Below are 15814 nucleotides of genomic sequence, written 5' to 3' on the forward strand. Positions count from 1 at the left end.
GTGGCGATCGAAGAGATCCTTGATCTCGAGCAGCTCGAGGTCAACATCTACCGGGGCAGCATCTTCAGCCCGGAATCGGGATTCCTGCAGCGCACCTTCGGCGGTCATGTCGCCGGCCAGTCGCTGGTGTCGGCGGTGCGCACCGTCGACCCGCGCTACCAGGTCCACTCGCTGCACGGCTACTTTTTGCGGCCCGGGGACGCCAAGGAGCGCACGGTGTTCATCGTGGAGCGCACCCGCGACGGCGGCTCGTTCGCGACCCGGCGCGTCAACGCCATTCAGCACGGCGAGATCATCTTCAGCATGGGCGCGTCCTTCCAGACCGACCAGGAAGGCATCCACCACCAGGACCCCATGCCGCCCGCGCCGCCGCCCGACGGCCTGCCGGGGCTGGACTCGGTCAAGGTGTTCGACGACGCCGGGTTCAAGCAGTTCGCGGAGTGGGACGTGTGCATCGTGCCGCGCGAGCGCCTGCAGCTCACGCCGGGAAAGGCCGCCCAGCAGCAGGTCTGGTTCCGCCACCGTGACCCGCTGCCAGACGACCCGGTGCTGCACATCTGTGCGCTGGCCTACATGAGCGACCTGACGCTGCTGGGGTCGGCGCAGGTCACCCACCTCGACGTGCGCGAGCACCTGCAGGTGGCGTCGCTCGACCACGCGATGTGGTTCATGCGGGCGTTCCGGGCCGACGAGTGGCTGCTGTATGACCAGTCCTCCCCGTCGGCCAACGGCGGCCGCGCGCTGTGCCAGGGCAAGATCTTCACCCAATCCGGCGAGATGGTCGCGGCGGTCATGCAGGAGGGGCTGACCCGCTTCAAGCGGGGATATCACCAGTGAGCGCCCCCCGGATCGGGGTCCTCGCGCTGCAGGGCGATACCCGCGAGCACCTGGCGGCCCTGCGCGAAGCCGGGGCCGAGTCGATGCCCGTGCGTCGGCGCGGTGAGCTGGAGGCGGTCGACGGGCTGGTCATCCCCGGTGGGGAATCGACGACCATGAGCCACCTGCTGGGAGACCTCGGCCTGCTGGAGCCGTTGCGCGGGCTGCTGGCCGACGGGCTGCCCGCCTACGGCGCGTGCGCCGGGATGATCCTGCTGGCCAGCGAGATTCTCGACGCCGGGGCGGGCGGGAGGGAGGCGCTGCCCCTGCGCGCGATCGATATGACCGTGCGGCGCAACGCCTTTGGACGACAGGTCGACTCGTTCGAAGGGGACATCGACTTCGCGGGCCTCGACGATCCGGTGCGGGCGGTGTTCATCCGCGCGCCGTGGGTCGAGCGCGTCGGTGACGGCGTGGAGGTGCTGGCCAGCGCCGCCGGTCACGTCGTCGCGGTGCGCCAGGGCCGCAAGCTGGCGACGGCGTTTCACCCCGAGGTGACCGGCGACCGGCGGATCCACCACATGTTCGTCGACATGGTGACCGGCTGACGGCCGAGGCTGTCAGGGCGTTCGGTGTGCAGTCCGGGTTTTCAGTGTGCGTCCAGGGCGGCGCTCCCCGGGCGGGTCGCCGCCGCCAGCGCACACTCAACGCCGTCACCGCACAGCCAAAGCCCTCAGGCGCACGCTCTCGCCGGAAGTCGTGACTGCGGGAACCCTGCGACCGGAGTGAAGCGCCCGGTAGTCGGCCGCAGACGTCCACGTAGACTCGACTGGCGAACTTTCCAGACATAGAAGAGGTAAGAGACACCGATGAGCGGCCATTCCAAGTGGGCCACCACCAAGCACCAAAAGGCCGTCAAAGATGCGCGCCGCGGCAAGGAATTCGCCCGGCTGATCAAGAACATCGAGGTCGCCGCCCGCACCGGCGGCGGTGACCCCGCCGGCAACCCGACGCTGTATGACGCCATCCAGAAGGCGAAGAAGACCTCGGTGCCCAACGACAACATCGAGCGGGCCCGCAAGCGCGGCGCGGGCGAGGAAGCCGGTGGCGCCGACTACCAGACGATCATGTACGAGGGCTACGGGCCCAACGGCGTCGCGGTCCTGATCGAATGCCTGACCGACAACCGCAACCGGGCGGCGGGCGAGGTCCGGGTGGCCGTCACCCGCAACGGCGGCAACATGGCCGACCCCGGGTCGGTGTCCTACCTGTTCACCCGCAAGGGCGTCGTCACGCTGGAGAAGAACGGCCTGACCGAGGACGACGTGCTGACGGCGGTGCTCGACGCCGGCGCCGAGGACGTCAACGACCTCGGCGAGAGCTTCGAGATCATCTCCGAGCCGACCGACCTGGTCGCGGTGCGCACCGCGCTGCAGGACGCCGGCATCGACTACGAGTCCGCCGAGGCGAGCTTCCAGCCGTCGGTCAGCGTGCCGGTCGACGTCGAGGGCGCGCGCAAGGTGTTCAAGCTGGTCGACGCGCTGGAGGACAGCGACGACGTGCAGAACGTGTGGACCAACGTGGACCTGTCCGACGAGGTGCTCGCCGCCCTCGAGCAGGAGTAATTCGCCTGCTTCGCCTCGCCGAGCGTGCACTCAGGGCGAGATTTCGGCCGATTTTTCGCCCTCACTGCACGCTCGGCGCGAGGGATTACGCAAGGGATCTAGTCGTACCCGTGCCGCATGTCCTCGACGATGCGCGGATTGTCCAGGGTCGACGGCTCCACGGGCCGCGGCGCGACGTCGCCGGAGAACACGCACGCGGCCTGAAGCACCTGCTGGTTGAGGAAACGCAGCGGGGGAGCGTCGGGCGGCACCGTCGGCGTGGGTGCGGTATCGGCGCGCTGCGCCAGGGCGAATCCCCAATCGCCGAACGTCGGCACGTGCACGTGATACGGCGTGACCGCATAGCCCGCCGCCCGGATCGTCGACACCGTGCGCCAGTAGGCCGTCGGCGTGGAAAAGGGGCTGCCCGCCTGCACCGCCATCAGCCCGCCGGGCGCCAGCGCCCGCGCGGCCAGCGCGTAGAACTCGGCCGAATACAGCCGGCCCAGCACGGGTGTGTCGGGATCGGGAAGGTCGACGATGATCGCGTCGAACCGGTCGAGGTCGGGTCCGCGCAACCAGTTCATCGCGTCCTGCGTCACCACGGCCACCCGCGGGTTGTCCAACGAACCGCCGTTGGCGCCACGCAGCGTGGTGCGTGCGACGTCGATCACCGCGGGGTCGAGTTCGACCTGCACGATCTTGGAAACGCCTGGCAGGCGCAGCAACTCGCGGGCCACCAGGCCGTCGCCCCCGCCGAGCACCAGCACCGAACGCGCGCCCTTGCCGACGGCGGGGTACACCAGGCTCTCGGTGTAGCGGTATTCGTCCCGGGTGGAGAATTGCAGCCCGCCGTCGAGGTACAGCCGGGTGTCGTTGCCGCGGCGGGTCACCACGATCTCCTGGTAGGGCGTGTGCCGGTAGGCGACGATCGGGTCGGCGTAAAGCCGTTGCCGGCTTGTGGTTTCGACGTCGGCCGAACGCAGCAGCAGGGTGGCCAGCAGCCCCAGCGCGGCGGCCAGCGCGCACAGCGCCAGCAGGAGCTGGCGCGTCGAAACCACGTGGCGCAGCAGGAAAAGCGCGACGACGGCCGCCGCCGCCAGGTTGATCATGCCGGTGGCCGCCGCGCCGCGGATCATCCCCAGCTGCGGCAGCAGCAGGAACGGCCAGACCAGCCCGCCCAGCAGCGCGCCGAGGTAGTCGGCCGCGTTGAGGTTGGCGAGCGTGCGCCCGGCGTCGGCGGCACCGGTCACCCGCCCGCTCTGCAGCAGCGTCATCAACAGCGGCACCTCGGCACCGACCAGGCCGCCGATCAGGGCCGTGCTCACCGCCAGCACCCACGTCGACCCGACGGAGCCGTCCAGGAACGCGAACACCATGTACAGCGCCGCCGCGGACAGCCCGCCGATGACGCCGAGCAGCGCCTCCACGGCGATGAAGGTAATTGCCGCGTGCGCCAGCAGGGGTTTGACCAGCAGCGCGCCCACGCCCAGCGCGGCGATGTAGCCCGCCACGATCAGCGAGGTGGCGACGATGCCGCCGCCGTCGAGGCTGGCCGACAGCGTCAGCAGAGCGAGTTCGTAGATGATGCCGCAGGCCGCGCACGCCGCCACGGCGGCCAACAGCAGCGCCCGCCACCGCCCCGATACCGGCGCGGACGGCGCCGCCGGGGCCGTGGCCACGTCGACGGAGCTCATGACACCGCCGCGGCGGTCACCCCTCCCACGGCGAGCAGTATCAGCGCCACCGCGAACGAGCCGGGATGCAGCACCTGCTCGTCGATGTGCTCGTGGAAACTCCCCGGGATCAGCAGATGCATTGTGAGCAGCGCTATCCCGAGCAAAATCACCCCCATCAATCCGTACACCGCCACGCCGAGGAGCCCCTGGCCCAACTGGCTGTAGCTGTTGGCGATCGCGGTGATGATGACGACGGTCAGCGCGATGTACATCGCGCCCGCGACGATCACGGCGTTGGGGCGGCGGTCGATGAACACCAGGTGGCGCAGCTTTCCCGGGGTCAGCACGTCGACCACGTAGAACCCGACGAGCAGGACGGCCATGCCGACGACGAAGTACAGGATCGTCGCGACCGCGCCCTTCAGGACGGGATTGATGTCGACGGTTCCGATCTCGACGGCGAGGTACATGGTTGTCTCCTTTGCGGTGGTGCCATCACTTGGTTCCGCCCGGGCCGCCGGGGCTGCCTCCGGAACCGCCCGACGGGGAGCCGGGGGTGAATCCGGGACCGAGGAAGATGAACGCGCCGTGGCTGTAGCCGGCGCTCAGCGACTCGACGCGGATGCTGCACGGGTAGGTCCCGTCGGGCCCGACGATCACGATGTTGTTGGCGTACCGCAGGTATTCGGTGTTGCCGTTGTCGGCGCGCGCCTCGGGGTGCGCGTACGCGGCGAGCGTGTCGGCCGCCTGCCGTGGCGACCCGCTGCACTGGTAGCGCCTGCCGTTCACGTCGTGGGCGTACTCGTGATAGTGGCCCGCCACGTACGACGCGATGTTCTTCTGCAACAGGATGATTCCGGTGATCAGGCACACCACCGCGCCGGCCGCCAGCAGGCCGGAGATCACGAACAGGCGGGTCCGGCTCACGGTTGCCACCGGCTCGCCGTGTGAACCACGGTCCCGCCGGAGCCCGCGGGACGCCCCGGGTACAGATGCCATGTCCGCCAACGCCATCCGGCGCCGTCGGGCTCGGCGGCCAGCACGGTCAGCGCGGCGTCGTCGCCCGGGAACGTGCCGCCGAGCCAGCCCGCCTGGCGGGCGCAGCGGCCGCGCAGGTCGTGGGCGAGGCGGCGGAAGTCCGCCTCGTCGCGGGCGTCGGTGCGCGATTGCAGGCGGTAGCCGGGCGCGTCGGTGCGCTCGGGCAGGTCGGCCCCGAGATTGCGTGCCGTGCAAGAGATTTCCTCGGAGAACCGGCCCGCGGCGTGCTCGACCGCGACGACGTGCGACGCGCCGAGCACCCCGAGCAGCAGCGCCCCGGCGCCGCAGGGATGGTCCAGCCGGCAGGTGGCCAGCGGCGCGGGGACCGGCGCGTTGAGCGCGAGCCCCAGCCGCTGCCCGGATACGTCCGCCGGGGTCACGGCGAGCTGATGAAGGGGCACCGGCCTGACCTCGCGCGCTAGGCGGGGCTGGGCGGGGGCGCCGCGTACACGGTGAGTTCGCCGGGCGACACGGCCTTGCCCGTCGACACCTCCCAGGGCATGTCCGGGGCCCAGCGCTCGAAGGAGAGCAGGACCGTCTCGTCCTCGTTGGTGCAGTCGACGAATTCCATCTCGCCGCCGGCCGGCAGCCCGGTGGTGCCTTCGGTCGTGTACGAGGCGCGGCCGCGTTCGGTCTCGTGAAACATCGCGCCGTCGACGACGTACGGGTCGCCGGGCCGCAGCGGGACGTCCTTGCGGGTGATCCACATCGCCAGTTCCAGCCGTCCGTCGTCCTCCTCGACGCTGAACCAGATCGGCTGGTCGCCGCCCTCGAGCAGGTGTTCCCACCAGACGAACGGTCCCTCGCGGAAGGTGACCGACCCGCGCACGATGTAGTCGGTGCCGCCGTAGCTGACGATGGCGCCGGGGCCCAGTTGGCGCGGCCCGAACTGCGGCATCGCGTCCGACGCGAGCGGATCCGGCCGCCCGGCGCGCTCGGCCGGCCGCTTGGGGCGGCGCAAAGCGATGACGAGCACCACGATGGACGCGATGAACAGCACGATGGCGAGCACGACCAGCAGAGATCCCACGCGCACCCTCCGTTGCCACGATGCTTGAGCGAACGTGGGCTAAAGCTAACAGCTTTTTCGCGGCACCGGCGCGGTAACCTCGCGGCCCGGGAATCGGCCCAGAATCGGTGACGCCGCCGCGTGTCGCAGCCGCGGCGCGTCGGTGCCGGCCGCTAGGGTATCGAACAGCTGTTCTACTAGGTGGGAGCGGGTAATGCGGGTGATGGGCGTCGACCCCGGCCTGACCCGGTGCGGGCTGTCGGTCGTCGAGAGCGGGCGCGGGCGCACCGTGGTCGCGCTCGACGTCGACGTGGTGCGCACGCCGTCGGACGCGCCGCTCGCCGAGCGGCTGCTGACGATCAGTGACGCCGTCGAGCATTGGTTGGCCACGCATGAGCCCGACGTCGTGGCGGTCGAGCGGGTCTTCTCCCAGCTGAACGTGTCGACGGTGATGGGCACGGCCCAGGCCGGTGGGGTGGTCGCGCTGGCGGCCGCCAAGCGCGGCATCGACGTGCACTTCCACACCCCGAGCGAGGTCAAGGCCGCGGTCACCGGCAACGGCGCGGCCGACAAGGCCCAGGTCACCGCGATGGTCACCAGAATCCTTGCGCTGCAGGCCAAACCGACACCGGCGGACGCCGCCGACGCGCTCGCGCTGGCGATCTGCCATTGCTGGCGGGCGCCGATGATCGCCCGGATGGCCGCCGCCGAGGCGCTGGCCGCCCAGCAGCGGCAGAAATACAAGGCCAAGCTCAAGGCCGCCCGATGATCGCCGCGGTGCGCGGCGAGGTGCTCGAGGTGGCGCTCGACCATGCGGTGATCGAGGCCGCCGGCGTCGGCTACCGGGTGAACGCGACGCCGTCGACGCTGTCCACGCTGCGGACCGGGACCGAGGCGCGGCTGATCACCGCGATGATCGTCCGCGAGGATTCGATGACGCTGTACGGTTTCACCGACACCGACACCCGCGACCTGTTTTTGACCCTGCTGTCGGTGTCGGGGGTCGGGCCCCGGCTGGCGATGGCGACCCTGGCCGTGCACGACGCCGGCGCGCTGCGCCAGGCGCTGCACGACGGCGACGTCGCCGCGCTGACCCGGGTCCCCGGGATCGGCAAACGCAGTGCCGAACGGATGGTCCTGGAGCTGCGGGACAAGGTGGGCGCCGCCGGTGCGGGCGCGGCCGCCGCGGGCGCCGCGCTCAACGGCCACGCGATCCGCGGGCCGGTGGTGGAGGCCCTGGTGGGCCTCGGGTTCGCCGTCAAGCAGGCCGAGGAAGCCACCGACAAGGTGCTGGCCGCCGAGCAGGACGCGACCACCTCCGGTGCGCTGCGCGCCGCCCTGTCGCTGCTGGGCAAGTCCCGATGACCCCCACCGACGACGACGATGCAGAGCGCAGCGATGAGGAGGAGCGGCGCACATGACCCCCGCTGAGGAAGACTGGTCGGACCGCGACGTCTCCGGCGCGCTGGCGCCCGGCGAGGGCGACATCGACGTCAGCCTGCGGCCGCGCTCGCTGCGGGAGTTCATCGGCCAGCCGCGGGTGCGCGAACAGCTGCAGCTCGTCATCGAGGGCGCCAAAAACCGCGGCGGCACACCGGATCACATCCTGCTGTCCGGGCCGCCGGGGCTGGGCAAGACGTCGCTGGCCATGATCATCGCGGCCGAGCTCGGCTCCTCGCTGCGGCTGACGTCCGGCCCCGCGCTGGAACGCGCCGGCGACCTGGCGGCCATGCTGTCCAACCTGGTCGAGCACGACGTGTTGTTCATCGACGAGATCCACCGCATCGCGCGGCCCGCCGAGGAAATGCTCTACCTGGCCATGGAGGACTTCCGGGTCGACGTGGTCGTCGGCAAGGGGCCGGGCGCGACGTCGATCCCGCTGGAGGTGGCGCCGTTCACCCTGGTCGGCGCCACCACCCGGTCCGGCGCGCTGACCGGCCCGCTGCGCGATCGCTTCGGCTTCACCGCGCACATGGATTTCTACGAGCCCGCCGAGCTGGAGCGGGTGCTGGCCCGCTCCGCCGGGATCCTGGGCATCGAACTCGGCGGCGACGCGGCCGAGGAGATCGCCCGCCGCTCGCGGGGCACGCCGCGGATCGCCAACCGGCTATTGCGCCGGGTGCGGGACTTCGCCGAGGTGCGCGCCGACGGTGTGATCACCCGCGACGTCGCCAAGTCCGCGCTGGCGGTCTACGACGTCGACGAACTGGGACTGGACCGGCTGGACCGGGCCGTGCTCTCGGCGCTGACCCGCAGCTTCGGGGGCGGCCCGGTCGGGGTGTCGACGCTGGCGGTGGCGGTCGGCGAGGAGGCGACCACCGTCGAGGAGGTGTGCGAGCCGTTCCTGGTGCGCGCCGGCATGGTCGCCCGGACCCCGCGCGGCCGGGTGGCCACCGCCCAGGCGTGGACGCACCTGGGCATGGCGCCGCCGGCCGGGGCGGCCGGTCTCGGGCAGCCCGGCCTGTTCGAGTAGCTAGCAAACGATCGCGCGGGCCCCATCCGGTTACTTCGCGGCGCCGTGGGTAACCAACCTCACAACAATCACGCCTCGTGAAGGAGATTGAGATGAGGAACAGGCGCCACGACTACGAACGCCCTCGCGCGCTGTACATGCCGCGTACCCGCGGCGCGCTGACCGGGCTACTCCTGATTCTGTTGGGAGCTTGGGGTGCGCTAGTTCCGTTCTTCGGGCCCAACATCGACTGGGCCTACGCCACCGACCCGGCCTGGACCTGGACCGCGGCCAAAGGCTGGCTCGAGGTGCTTCCCGGGGTCGCCGCGGCGGTGGGTGGCCTGCTGGTGCTGCTCTCCGGCAACCGCGCGAACGCCGTGTTCGGCGGCTGGCTGGCGGTCCTGGGCGGCGCCTGGTTCGTCGTCGGCCGCGCGTTCGCCCCGACGCTGGGCATCGGGGACGTCGGCCAACCGGCGGCCGCCGCGGACCTCAAGCGCGCCCTGCTCGAGGTCACCTACTTCACCGGCCTCGGCGCCCTGATCGTGTTCCTGGGTGGGGCGGCCGTGGCACGCCTGGCCGTTCGGCACGCGCGCGACGTCGTGGTGACCCAACCGGCGCCCGCGGCGGGCGACGCCGCCGTGCCGGCGGCCCAACCGGCCATGTACGACGAGACGGGCGGCACGGCGCCCGCACGGACGGACGCGGTGCCGGCCGACGCGGCGCCCCGCGAGCGCGGCGGGCATGGCCTGTTCCACCGCCGCCCCGGCGGCCTGTTCCACCGCCACCACGCCGGCGTCTAGGACGGTAGCCGGCAACACGAACGGCACCGGCAGCCCTTGGCTGCCGGTGCCGCTTTGCGCGAAGGTAGTGCGAGCGACCGCGAGACGAGGAGGACGCGATGATCACGACCGCGCTGCTGTTCGCCGCGCTGGCGGCGTTACTGCACGTCTACATCTTCGTGATGGAATCGTTGACCTGGACCTCGCCGCGCACCCGCGCCACCTTCGGCACCACCCCCGCGGAAGCCGAAACCACGAAGCTGCTCGCCTTCAACCAAGGCTTCTACAACTTGTTCCTCGCGATCGTCACCGGCATCGGCATCGCCGTAATTGCGTTGGGGCACACCACCGTTGGCGCGGCGCTCGTTTTCGCCGGCATCGGATCGATGGCCGCGGCCGCGGTGGTGCTGCTGGTGTCCGCGCCCGACAAGGCCCGCGCCGCGCTCGCCCAGGGCACCTTTCCGGCGATGGCGATCGTGCTGCTGTTGCTCGGCCTTCAGCAGTAACACCAGTCCCACCAGCCTCAACAACCACGGCGCTCGGTTGGCTTTCGTTTGCCGCGTGGGTTACTAGTGGAAGTCGCCGGGTACCCATCTCGAGCCGGAAACAGGCCCGGTATTCAACGAGGGGATGTCATGAAATACGCAGAAGACGGCCGAACCAGCGCGCTGAGCATGCCGCGCTCGCGAGGCGCGGTCAGCGGATTGCTCCTGGTCATTCTGGGAGCCTGGGGGGCGTTAATACCGTTTGTCGGTCCACACTTCAACTTCGCCTACACGCCGGACCGAAACTGGGCGTGGAGCACGGCCCGGGGCTGGCTGGAAGTCGCGCCGGGCGCGGCCACCGCGCTGGGCGGCCTGCTGCTGATCGTTGCCGGCAACCGCGTCGCCGCGATGTTGGGCGGCTGGCTGGCCGTGCTGGCCGGCGCCTGGTTCGTGGTGGGCGGCGACGTCGCCCCGCTGCTGGGAATCGGCTCCGCCGGTGACCCGATAGCCGCGACCGACCGCAAGCGCGCGGTGCTCGAGGTCACCTACTTCTCGGGCCTGGGCGCGCTGATCATCTTCATCGGAGGTGTCGTGTTGGCGCGCACCGCCGTGCGCCTGGCGCGCGACGTGCAGCCGCTGGCGCCGGCCACCACGGGCACACCGACCGTTGAGCCGTATCGGGATTCGGTTTACGAGCAGCCAGCCGAGGTCTCCTCGGGTGCGCTGACCAAGCCGCGCGCGTCGTCTGACCCCGAACCAAAGCGGGGATGGCGCCGCCACCGGGCGGGCGCGGGATCAGGGGGCAACGCCGCATATCTGCGTTGGCCGCACCCGCAGCAGTAGTCGGCACACCGAAACAGGTCGCCCAGCCCCAAAAGGGCTGGGCGACTTGCTGTTTGGCTCACCTCAGAGGAGTCCGAGCAACTCCAGGTCGGTGATGTACTTGACGATCACCGGCGCCGAGACGTGCGGGATGTCTTTGTCGGGGCCGATTTTCGCTTCCTGCACCGCCGCACGGAACACGTCGGTGGGCGCCATCGAGCCGTTGATCGGCTTTTCCGGCTTTTGGTAGTTGTGCAGCAGCGGCAGCAGCGAGTACTGACGCTGCCGATCGGGCAGGGCCCGCAGCGAGGTCTCGAAGCGCCGCAGCCACTCGGAGTAATCGGCGATCCGCTCGATCGAATACCCGGCCTCGATCAGCCAATCGATGTACTCATCCAGCCCGATGCCGTCGTCGTAGGGGTTCATCACGTGGTAGGTCTGGAAGCCGGTGTCGCTGTCGGTGATTTGGGTCCCCAGCGTCGAGATCGCCGCGGCGATGAACTCGACCGGCAAACCGTCGTAGTGTGCCCGCTGGCGGTTGCCGTCGGTGTCCAGTTCGTAGAACGACCCGGGCGCGATACCGGTGGCGACCAGGCTCAGCATCAGCCGGGTGAACATGTCGGGCAGGTTGAGCTGCCCGGCATAGGTGGTGTCGGCCAGGATCATGTCGCAGCGGAACACCGTGACGGGCAGGCCGCACAGGTCGTGGGCCTCGCGCAGCAGCACCTCGCCGGCCCACTTGCTGTTGCCGTAGCCGTTGGCGTAGCCGTCGTTGATCTCGCGGGTGGCGCTGATCTGGCGGATGTCGGCGTTCTCGACGAACTCACCCGGCTGGATCTGATCGCCCACCCCGATCGTCGACACGTAGGTGTAGGGCTTTTGCCTGGAGGTCAGCGCGATCCGGATCAGTTCCGCGGTGCCCAGGGCGTTGGGGCCGAACAGCTCGCTGTAGGGCAGCACGTGGTTGACCAGCGCGGCGGGGTCGACGATGACGTCGACCTCCTCGGCCAGTCGCTGCCAGGTTTGGGGGTCCAGGCCGAGGTTGGCCTCACCCTTGTCGCCGGCGATGACCTCGAGGTGGTCGGCGGCCAGCCGCTGGTAGTGCGCCAGCAGTTTGGGGTCGCCGCTGTCGAAGGTCTTGTCCAGCCGGGCGCGCGCCTCCTCATCGGTGCGGGCCCGCACCAGGGCGATGACCTTGCCGTCGACCATGTCCATCCGCTCGAGCCAGTCCAGCGCCAGGTAGCGGCCCAAAAAGCCGGTCGCGCCGGTCAACAGCACGGTGCGCACCTCGGTGGCCGGGGTGGGCAGGCTCGGCGCGGCGGCCAGGGTCGCCTCGTCGAGGAACTTGTCCAGCGTGAGGTCACCGGCGTGCACCGTGGTGGCGCCGCGTCCGTGCACGGCGGCGAACGTCGGGCGCTTGGAGCCCTGCCGCTCGGCCTCGATGTAGGCGGCGATCCCCGCCAGGTCGTTGGCCGGGCTGACGATGACACCCACCGGCACGTCGACATCGAAGATCTCGCGCAGCAGATTGCCGAAGGTCAACGCCGACAACGAGTCTCCACCAAGATCGGTGAAGTGGGCATCTGCGGACAGATCCCCGGCCGTCGCACCCAGCAGGGCGGCCGCGGCCCGACTCACGGTCTGGGCCACCGGCGCCGCCGCGCCGCTGCGGCGCAGTTCGGCCAACTCGTTGGCCTGTCCCGCGGCCAGCTCGGCATACATCTGCTCGAGCCGATCCCCGTAGTGTGCCTTGAGCTTCGGCCACGCCAGCTTGCGGATCCCGGTCAGCAGACCGTTTTCCAGGGTGAACGGCGTGGTCTCGATGATGAAGTCGCGCGGCACCTCGTAGGACTGCAGGCCGGTCTCCTTGGCGACCTTCTGCAGCGAGTCGGCGATCTTCGCCTTGAGCGACTCAAGATCGTTGTCCGCCAACGCTTCCTCGGTCGGCACCACCACGGCCAGCAGGTAGGGCTGGGCGCTGTTGCCGTAAACGTAGATCTGGCGGATCAGCGGGCTGTTGCCGAACACCGCCTCCAGCTTGGCCAACGTGACGAACTCGCCCTGCGCGAGCTTGAGCACGTTGTTGCGGCGGTCGACATACACCAGCCGGTCCGGCGCGATCTCGGCGAACACGTCACCGGTGCGGTAATAACCGTCCTCGTCGAACACGTTCGCGGTGGTCTCGGCCCGCTTGTAATAACCCGGGAACATGTTCTCGGTCCGCAGCAACAACTCACCGCGCGGATGCGGACGGTCGGTGCTGAAATAGCCCAGATCCGGAACGTCGACCAGCTTGTAGTCGATGACCGGCGGACGCTGAATCTCCCCGTCGAACAACACCATTCCGGCCTCGGTGGAGCCGTAGCCGTCCATCAGGTGCATCTGCAGCAGCGACTCGGCCCACGCCTTGAGCTCCGGCGAGGTGGGTGCCGAGCCCGTCATCGCGAAGATGAACCGCCCGCCCAGCAGGTACTGGCGCTGTTCTTCCAACACCGCAGCCTCGACAGTCTCGCGGGCCTCTGGGCCCGCATCGCCGTCGGCCAGCCGCCGCTCGACCTGGCGCTGGAATTCGCCATACAGCGTCTCCCAGATGCGGGGGACGAAGTTCATCTCGGTGGGCCGCACCAACTCGAGGTCCTCGAGCAGGGTGGACAGGTCGCTGCGGGCGGCGAAGTACGCGGTGCCGCCGTTGCCCAGCGTGCCGTAGAGGATTCCGCGCCCCATGACGTGGCTCATCGGCATGAAGTTGAGGGTGATCGACGCGGCGCTTTCCCCGAACCAGTTCTTGCTGCCGCGCCGCCACATCTTGCCGACGTTGCTCTGCGGGTACATCGCGCCCTTGGGCGCGCCGGTGCTGCCGGAGGTGTAGATCAGCAGGGCCAGCGAGTCCTCGTCGCTCGCCGGCAGCTCGACGGCCGGCAGGTCCTTGCCGCGCCGCAGCACGTCGGCGAGAGCCTCGACCGCGACGCCGGAGTCGGCCAACCGCGCGGCCGCGGCCTCCACGGCCTCGCGCTGGTCGTCGACCTGGGGCTGGTAGTCGAACACGACGAGCTTGCCGGGCACGTGGTCGCCGGCCAGGATCAGCTCCACCGCGTCGGGCAGCTGGTTGACGCTCGAGGCGACCAGGCTGGGCTCGGTCTCGGCGACGATCGGCTGCAGCGACGAGATCGCCGCGCTGGTCTGCAGCGGCACCGACACGGCCCCGATGGTGCCCAGCGCGATGTCGATGGTGGCGTAGTCAACGCTGTTGAAGCCGAGCACGCAGACGCGGTCGCCGGGGCGCACCGCGTCGCCGGCCCAGGCACGGCCGAGGGCCGAAACCCGTTCGCCGAGTTCGCCATACGTGATGGTCTCGAAACGGGGGAGCAGCTCGGCCGTCGTCCGCCCGGTCTTGGCGTCGGTGACGAACTCCGCGACGCGCTGCGCCAGGGCAGGCCGGTCGGCGTAGCCGTCGAGCACGGTCCGGATGATCTGCGGCAGCCGCAGCCCGGGCGCTTCGGTGGCGGCGGTGATCGCCGGGTCCGGTCGGGCGGCGGCGAACTGGGGGTCGTTGGCGATGAGTTCCTCGATGCGACGGTCGAGGCGTTCGTCATGAATGGCAGTCGACATAAACAGATCCCTTGCGAATGAAAGATAGCGAGTCAATAAGCGCGTCGGCGCTGACACATAGAACGTTAGCTAAAGTAACGGTATTCCACCATGATACGGCCTTGGGCCTGCATGTGAGATTGCCCACGGGGGCGGGGCCTTACAGGTCGCGCAACAACCCGCTCAGGATCTCGATTCCCTCGGCCAGCAACTCGTCGCCGATGGTCAGCGGCGGCAGCAGCCGGATGATGTTGCCGAACATGCCGCAGGTCAGGACGATGACGCCGGCGGCCTGGGCGGCGACGGTCAGCTTTTGGGTCAGCTCCTTGTCGGGCTCGGCGGTCCCCGACTTCACCAACTCGATCGCGATCATCGCGCCGCGGCCGCGGACGTCGCCGATCCGGTCGTCGCCGGCCTGCAGCCGCAGCAGCGGTTCGGTGATCAGCCGTTCCAGCTGCTGGGCCCGCTCGACCAGCCCGTCGCTCTCGATCGTCTCGATCGTGGCCAACGCCGCCGCGCAGGCCAGGGGGTTGCCGCCGAAGGTGCCGCCGAGGCCGCCGACGTGCGGCGCGTCCATGATGTTGGCCCGGCCGGTGACCGCCGACAGGGGAAGCCCGTCGGCGATCGCCTTGGCGGTGCAGATCAGGTCGGGCTCGATGCCCTCGTGTTCGCAGGCGAACATGGCGCCCGAGCGCGCGAAACCGGTCTGCACCTCGTCGGCGATGAACACCACGTCGTTCCTGCGGCACCACTCCAGCAGGGTGGGCAGGAATCCCTCGGCCGGCACGATGAACCCGCCTTCGCCCTGGATCGGCTCGATCAGGAGGGCGGCCAGGTTGTCGGCGCCGATCTGGCTGTCGATGACCCGGATGGCCCGCGCGGCGGCCTTCTCCCCGTCGGTGGCCAGCTCCTTGTCGATCAGGCCGTCCCGATAGGGGTAGGACAGCGGCGCCCGGTAGACCTCCGGCGCGAACGGGCCGAAGCCGGCCTTGTAGGGCATGGACTTCGCGGTCAGCGCCATCGTCAGGTTGGTGCGGCCGTGGTAGGCGTGGTTGAACGCCACCACCGCCGACTTGCGCGTGTAGGCGCGCGCGACCTTGACGGCGTTCTCGACGGCCTCGGCGCCGGAATTGAACAGCACCGAGCGCTTCTCGCCGGAGCCCGGGGTGATCCGGTTGAGCGTCTCGGCCACCGCGACGTACGACTCGTACGGCGTCACCATGAAGCAGGTGTGGGTGAACTCGGCGACCTGCGCGCGCACCGCGTCGACCACCCGGGGCGCCGAGTTGCCGATAGTCGTCACCGCGATGCCGGAGCCGAGGTCGATGAGCCGGTTGCCGTCGACGTCCTCGATGATGCCGCCGCCGGCGCGCGCCACGAAGACGGGGACGGAGACGTTGACCGCGTGCGACACCGCCGCCGCCCGGCGCTTGCTCAGTTCCAGCGAGAGCGGGCCGGGGATCTCGGTGACCAGTTGGCGAGTCTGCTCGAGGCCGGCCACCACGTACTCCCTCCCGCGGCGCGCGTGTCACGCCACGTTGA

General features: G+C 70.0%; 16 protein-coding genes. 9 read left to right on the forward strand and 7 right to left on the reverse strand.

Features of this window, described 5'->3' with window-relative positions; translation table 11 throughout:
• The 3 genes from tesB (at position 1) to QGN31_RS09115 (ending at position 2441) form a co-directional block, all read left to right on the forward strand.
• A complete protein-coding gene (tesB, locus tag QGN31_RS09105) occupies positions 1 to 837 on the forward strand; it encodes an acyl-CoA thioesterase II (protein ID WP_014380522.1) in 837 nt (278 codons plus the stop codon).
• Positions 834 to 1424 (forward strand): pyridoxal 5'-phosphate synthase glutaminase subunit PdxT, encoded by a 591-nt coding sequence (pdxT, locus tag QGN31_RS09110; RefSeq protein WP_009955058.1) that lies wholly within the window; start codon positions 834 to 836, stop codon positions 1422 to 1424. Before tesB ends, pdxT begins: the two co-directional genes overlap by 4 nt.
• Positions 1425 to 1685: 261 nt before the next feature.
• On the forward strand, positions 1686 to 2441 hold the full coding sequence (locus QGN31_RS09115) for a YebC/PmpR family DNA-binding transcriptional regulator (protein ID WP_009955059.1): 756 nt from the start codon (positions 1686 to 1688) through the stop codon (positions 2439 to 2441).
• A gap of 98 nt (positions 2442 to 2539) precedes the next feature.
• On the opposite strand, the gene QGN31_RS09120 is transcribed toward QGN31_RS09115, so the two are convergent.
• The 5 genes from QGN31_RS09120 to QGN31_RS09140 are packed head-to-tail and all read right to left on the reverse strand — an operon-like array spanning position 2540 to position 6167.
• On the reverse strand, positions 2540 to 4117 hold the full coding sequence (locus QGN31_RS09120; protein ID WP_014942509.1) for a polyamine aminopropyltransferase: 1578 nt from the start codon (positions 4115 to 4117) through the stop codon (positions 2540 to 2542).
• A complete protein-coding gene (locus QGN31_RS09125) occupies positions 4114 to 4569 on the reverse strand; it encodes a DUF350 domain-containing protein (RefSeq protein WP_009955061.1) in 456 nt (151 codons plus the stop codon). Before QGN31_RS09125 ends, QGN31_RS09120 begins: the two co-directional genes overlap by 4 nt.
• Before the next feature lie 25 nt (positions 4570 to 4594).
• The gene (locus QGN31_RS09130; protein ID WP_009955062.1) at positions 4595 to 5026 is read right to left on the reverse strand and encodes a DUF4247 domain-containing protein; all 432 of its coding nucleotides are present in this window, start codon (positions 5024 to 5026) and stop codon (positions 4595 to 4597) included.
• The gene (locus QGN31_RS09135) at positions 5023 to 5538 is read right to left on the reverse strand and encodes a DUF2617 family protein (RefSeq protein WP_014712019.1); all 516 of its coding nucleotides are present in this window, start codon (positions 5536 to 5538) and stop codon (positions 5023 to 5025) included. Before QGN31_RS09135 ends, QGN31_RS09130 begins: the two co-directional genes overlap by 4 nt.
• A gap of 17 nt (positions 5539 to 5555) precedes the next feature.
• On the reverse strand, positions 5556 to 6167 hold the full coding sequence (locus QGN31_RS09140; protein WP_009956149.1) for a DUF4178 domain-containing protein: 612 nt from the start codon (positions 6165 to 6167) through the stop codon (positions 5556 to 5558).
• Positions 6168 to 6360: 193 nt separating this feature from the next.
• Between QGN31_RS09140 and ruvC the strand changes: the two genes are divergently transcribed.
• From ruvC to QGN31_RS09170, 6 genes are all read left to right on the forward strand, one after another.
• Entirely contained in the window at positions 6361 to 6915 is a 555-nt protein-coding gene (ruvC, locus tag QGN31_RS09145; RefSeq protein ID WP_014385307.1) for a crossover junction endodeoxyribonuclease RuvC, read from the forward strand.
• The gene (gene ruvA / locus QGN31_RS09150) at positions 6912 to 7511 is read left to right on the forward strand and encodes a Holliday junction branch migration protein RuvA (protein ID WP_014942508.1); all 600 of its coding nucleotides are present in this window, start codon (positions 6912 to 6914) and stop codon (positions 7509 to 7511) included. Before ruvC ends, ruvA begins: the two co-directional genes overlap by 4 nt.
• A gap of 52 nt (positions 7512 to 7563) precedes the next feature.
• Positions 7564 to 8619: a Holliday junction branch migration DNA helicase RuvB gene (ruvB, locus tag QGN31_RS09155; RefSeq protein ID WP_009956162.1), complete on the forward strand. Its 1056-nt coding sequence runs from the start codon at positions 7564 to 7566 to the stop codon at positions 8617 to 8619.
• A 92-nt stretch (positions 8620 to 8711) separates the two neighbouring features.
• On the forward strand, positions 8712 to 9398 hold the full coding sequence (locus QGN31_RS09160; protein ID WP_043955112.1) for a hypothetical protein: 687 nt from the start codon (positions 8712 to 8714) through the stop codon (positions 9396 to 9398).
• Positions 9399 to 9496: 98 nt separating this feature from the next.
• Positions 9497 to 9883: a DUF1304 domain-containing protein gene (locus tag QGN31_RS09165; RefSeq protein WP_008258316.1), complete on the forward strand. Its 387-nt coding sequence runs from the start codon at positions 9497 to 9499 to the stop codon at positions 9881 to 9883.
• Positions 9884 to 10012: 129 nt separating this feature from the next.
• The gene (locus QGN31_RS09170) at positions 10013 to 10705 is read left to right on the forward strand and encodes a hypothetical protein (RefSeq protein WP_009953663.1); all 693 of its coding nucleotides are present in this window, start codon (positions 10013 to 10015) and stop codon (positions 10703 to 10705) included.
• 63 nt (positions 10706 to 10768) lie between these two features.
• On the opposite strand, the gene car is transcribed toward QGN31_RS09170, so the two are convergent.
• Both car and gabT read right to left on the reverse strand, forming a co-directional pair.
• Positions 10769 to 14293 carry a carboxylic acid reductase gene (car, locus tag QGN31_RS09175; RefSeq protein WP_014942506.1) on the reverse strand — a complete coding sequence of 1175 codons (3525 nt, stop codon included), beginning with the start codon at positions 14291 to 14293 and terminating at the stop codon, positions 10769 to 10771.
• A 139-nt stretch (positions 14294 to 14432) separates the two neighbouring features.
• A complete protein-coding gene (gene gabT, locus QGN31_RS09180) occupies positions 14433 to 15773 on the reverse strand; it encodes a 4-aminobutyrate--2-oxoglutarate transaminase (protein WP_041785721.1) in 1341 nt (446 codons plus the stop codon).
• Between the last annotated feature and the right edge of the window lie 41 nt (positions 15774 to 15814).

The sequence above is a fragment of the Mycobacterium sp. 2-64 genome, from assembly GCF_035918375.1.
GTDB lineage: Bacteria > Actinomycetota > Actinomycetes > Mycobacteriales > Mycobacteriaceae > Mycobacterium > Mycobacterium intracellulare.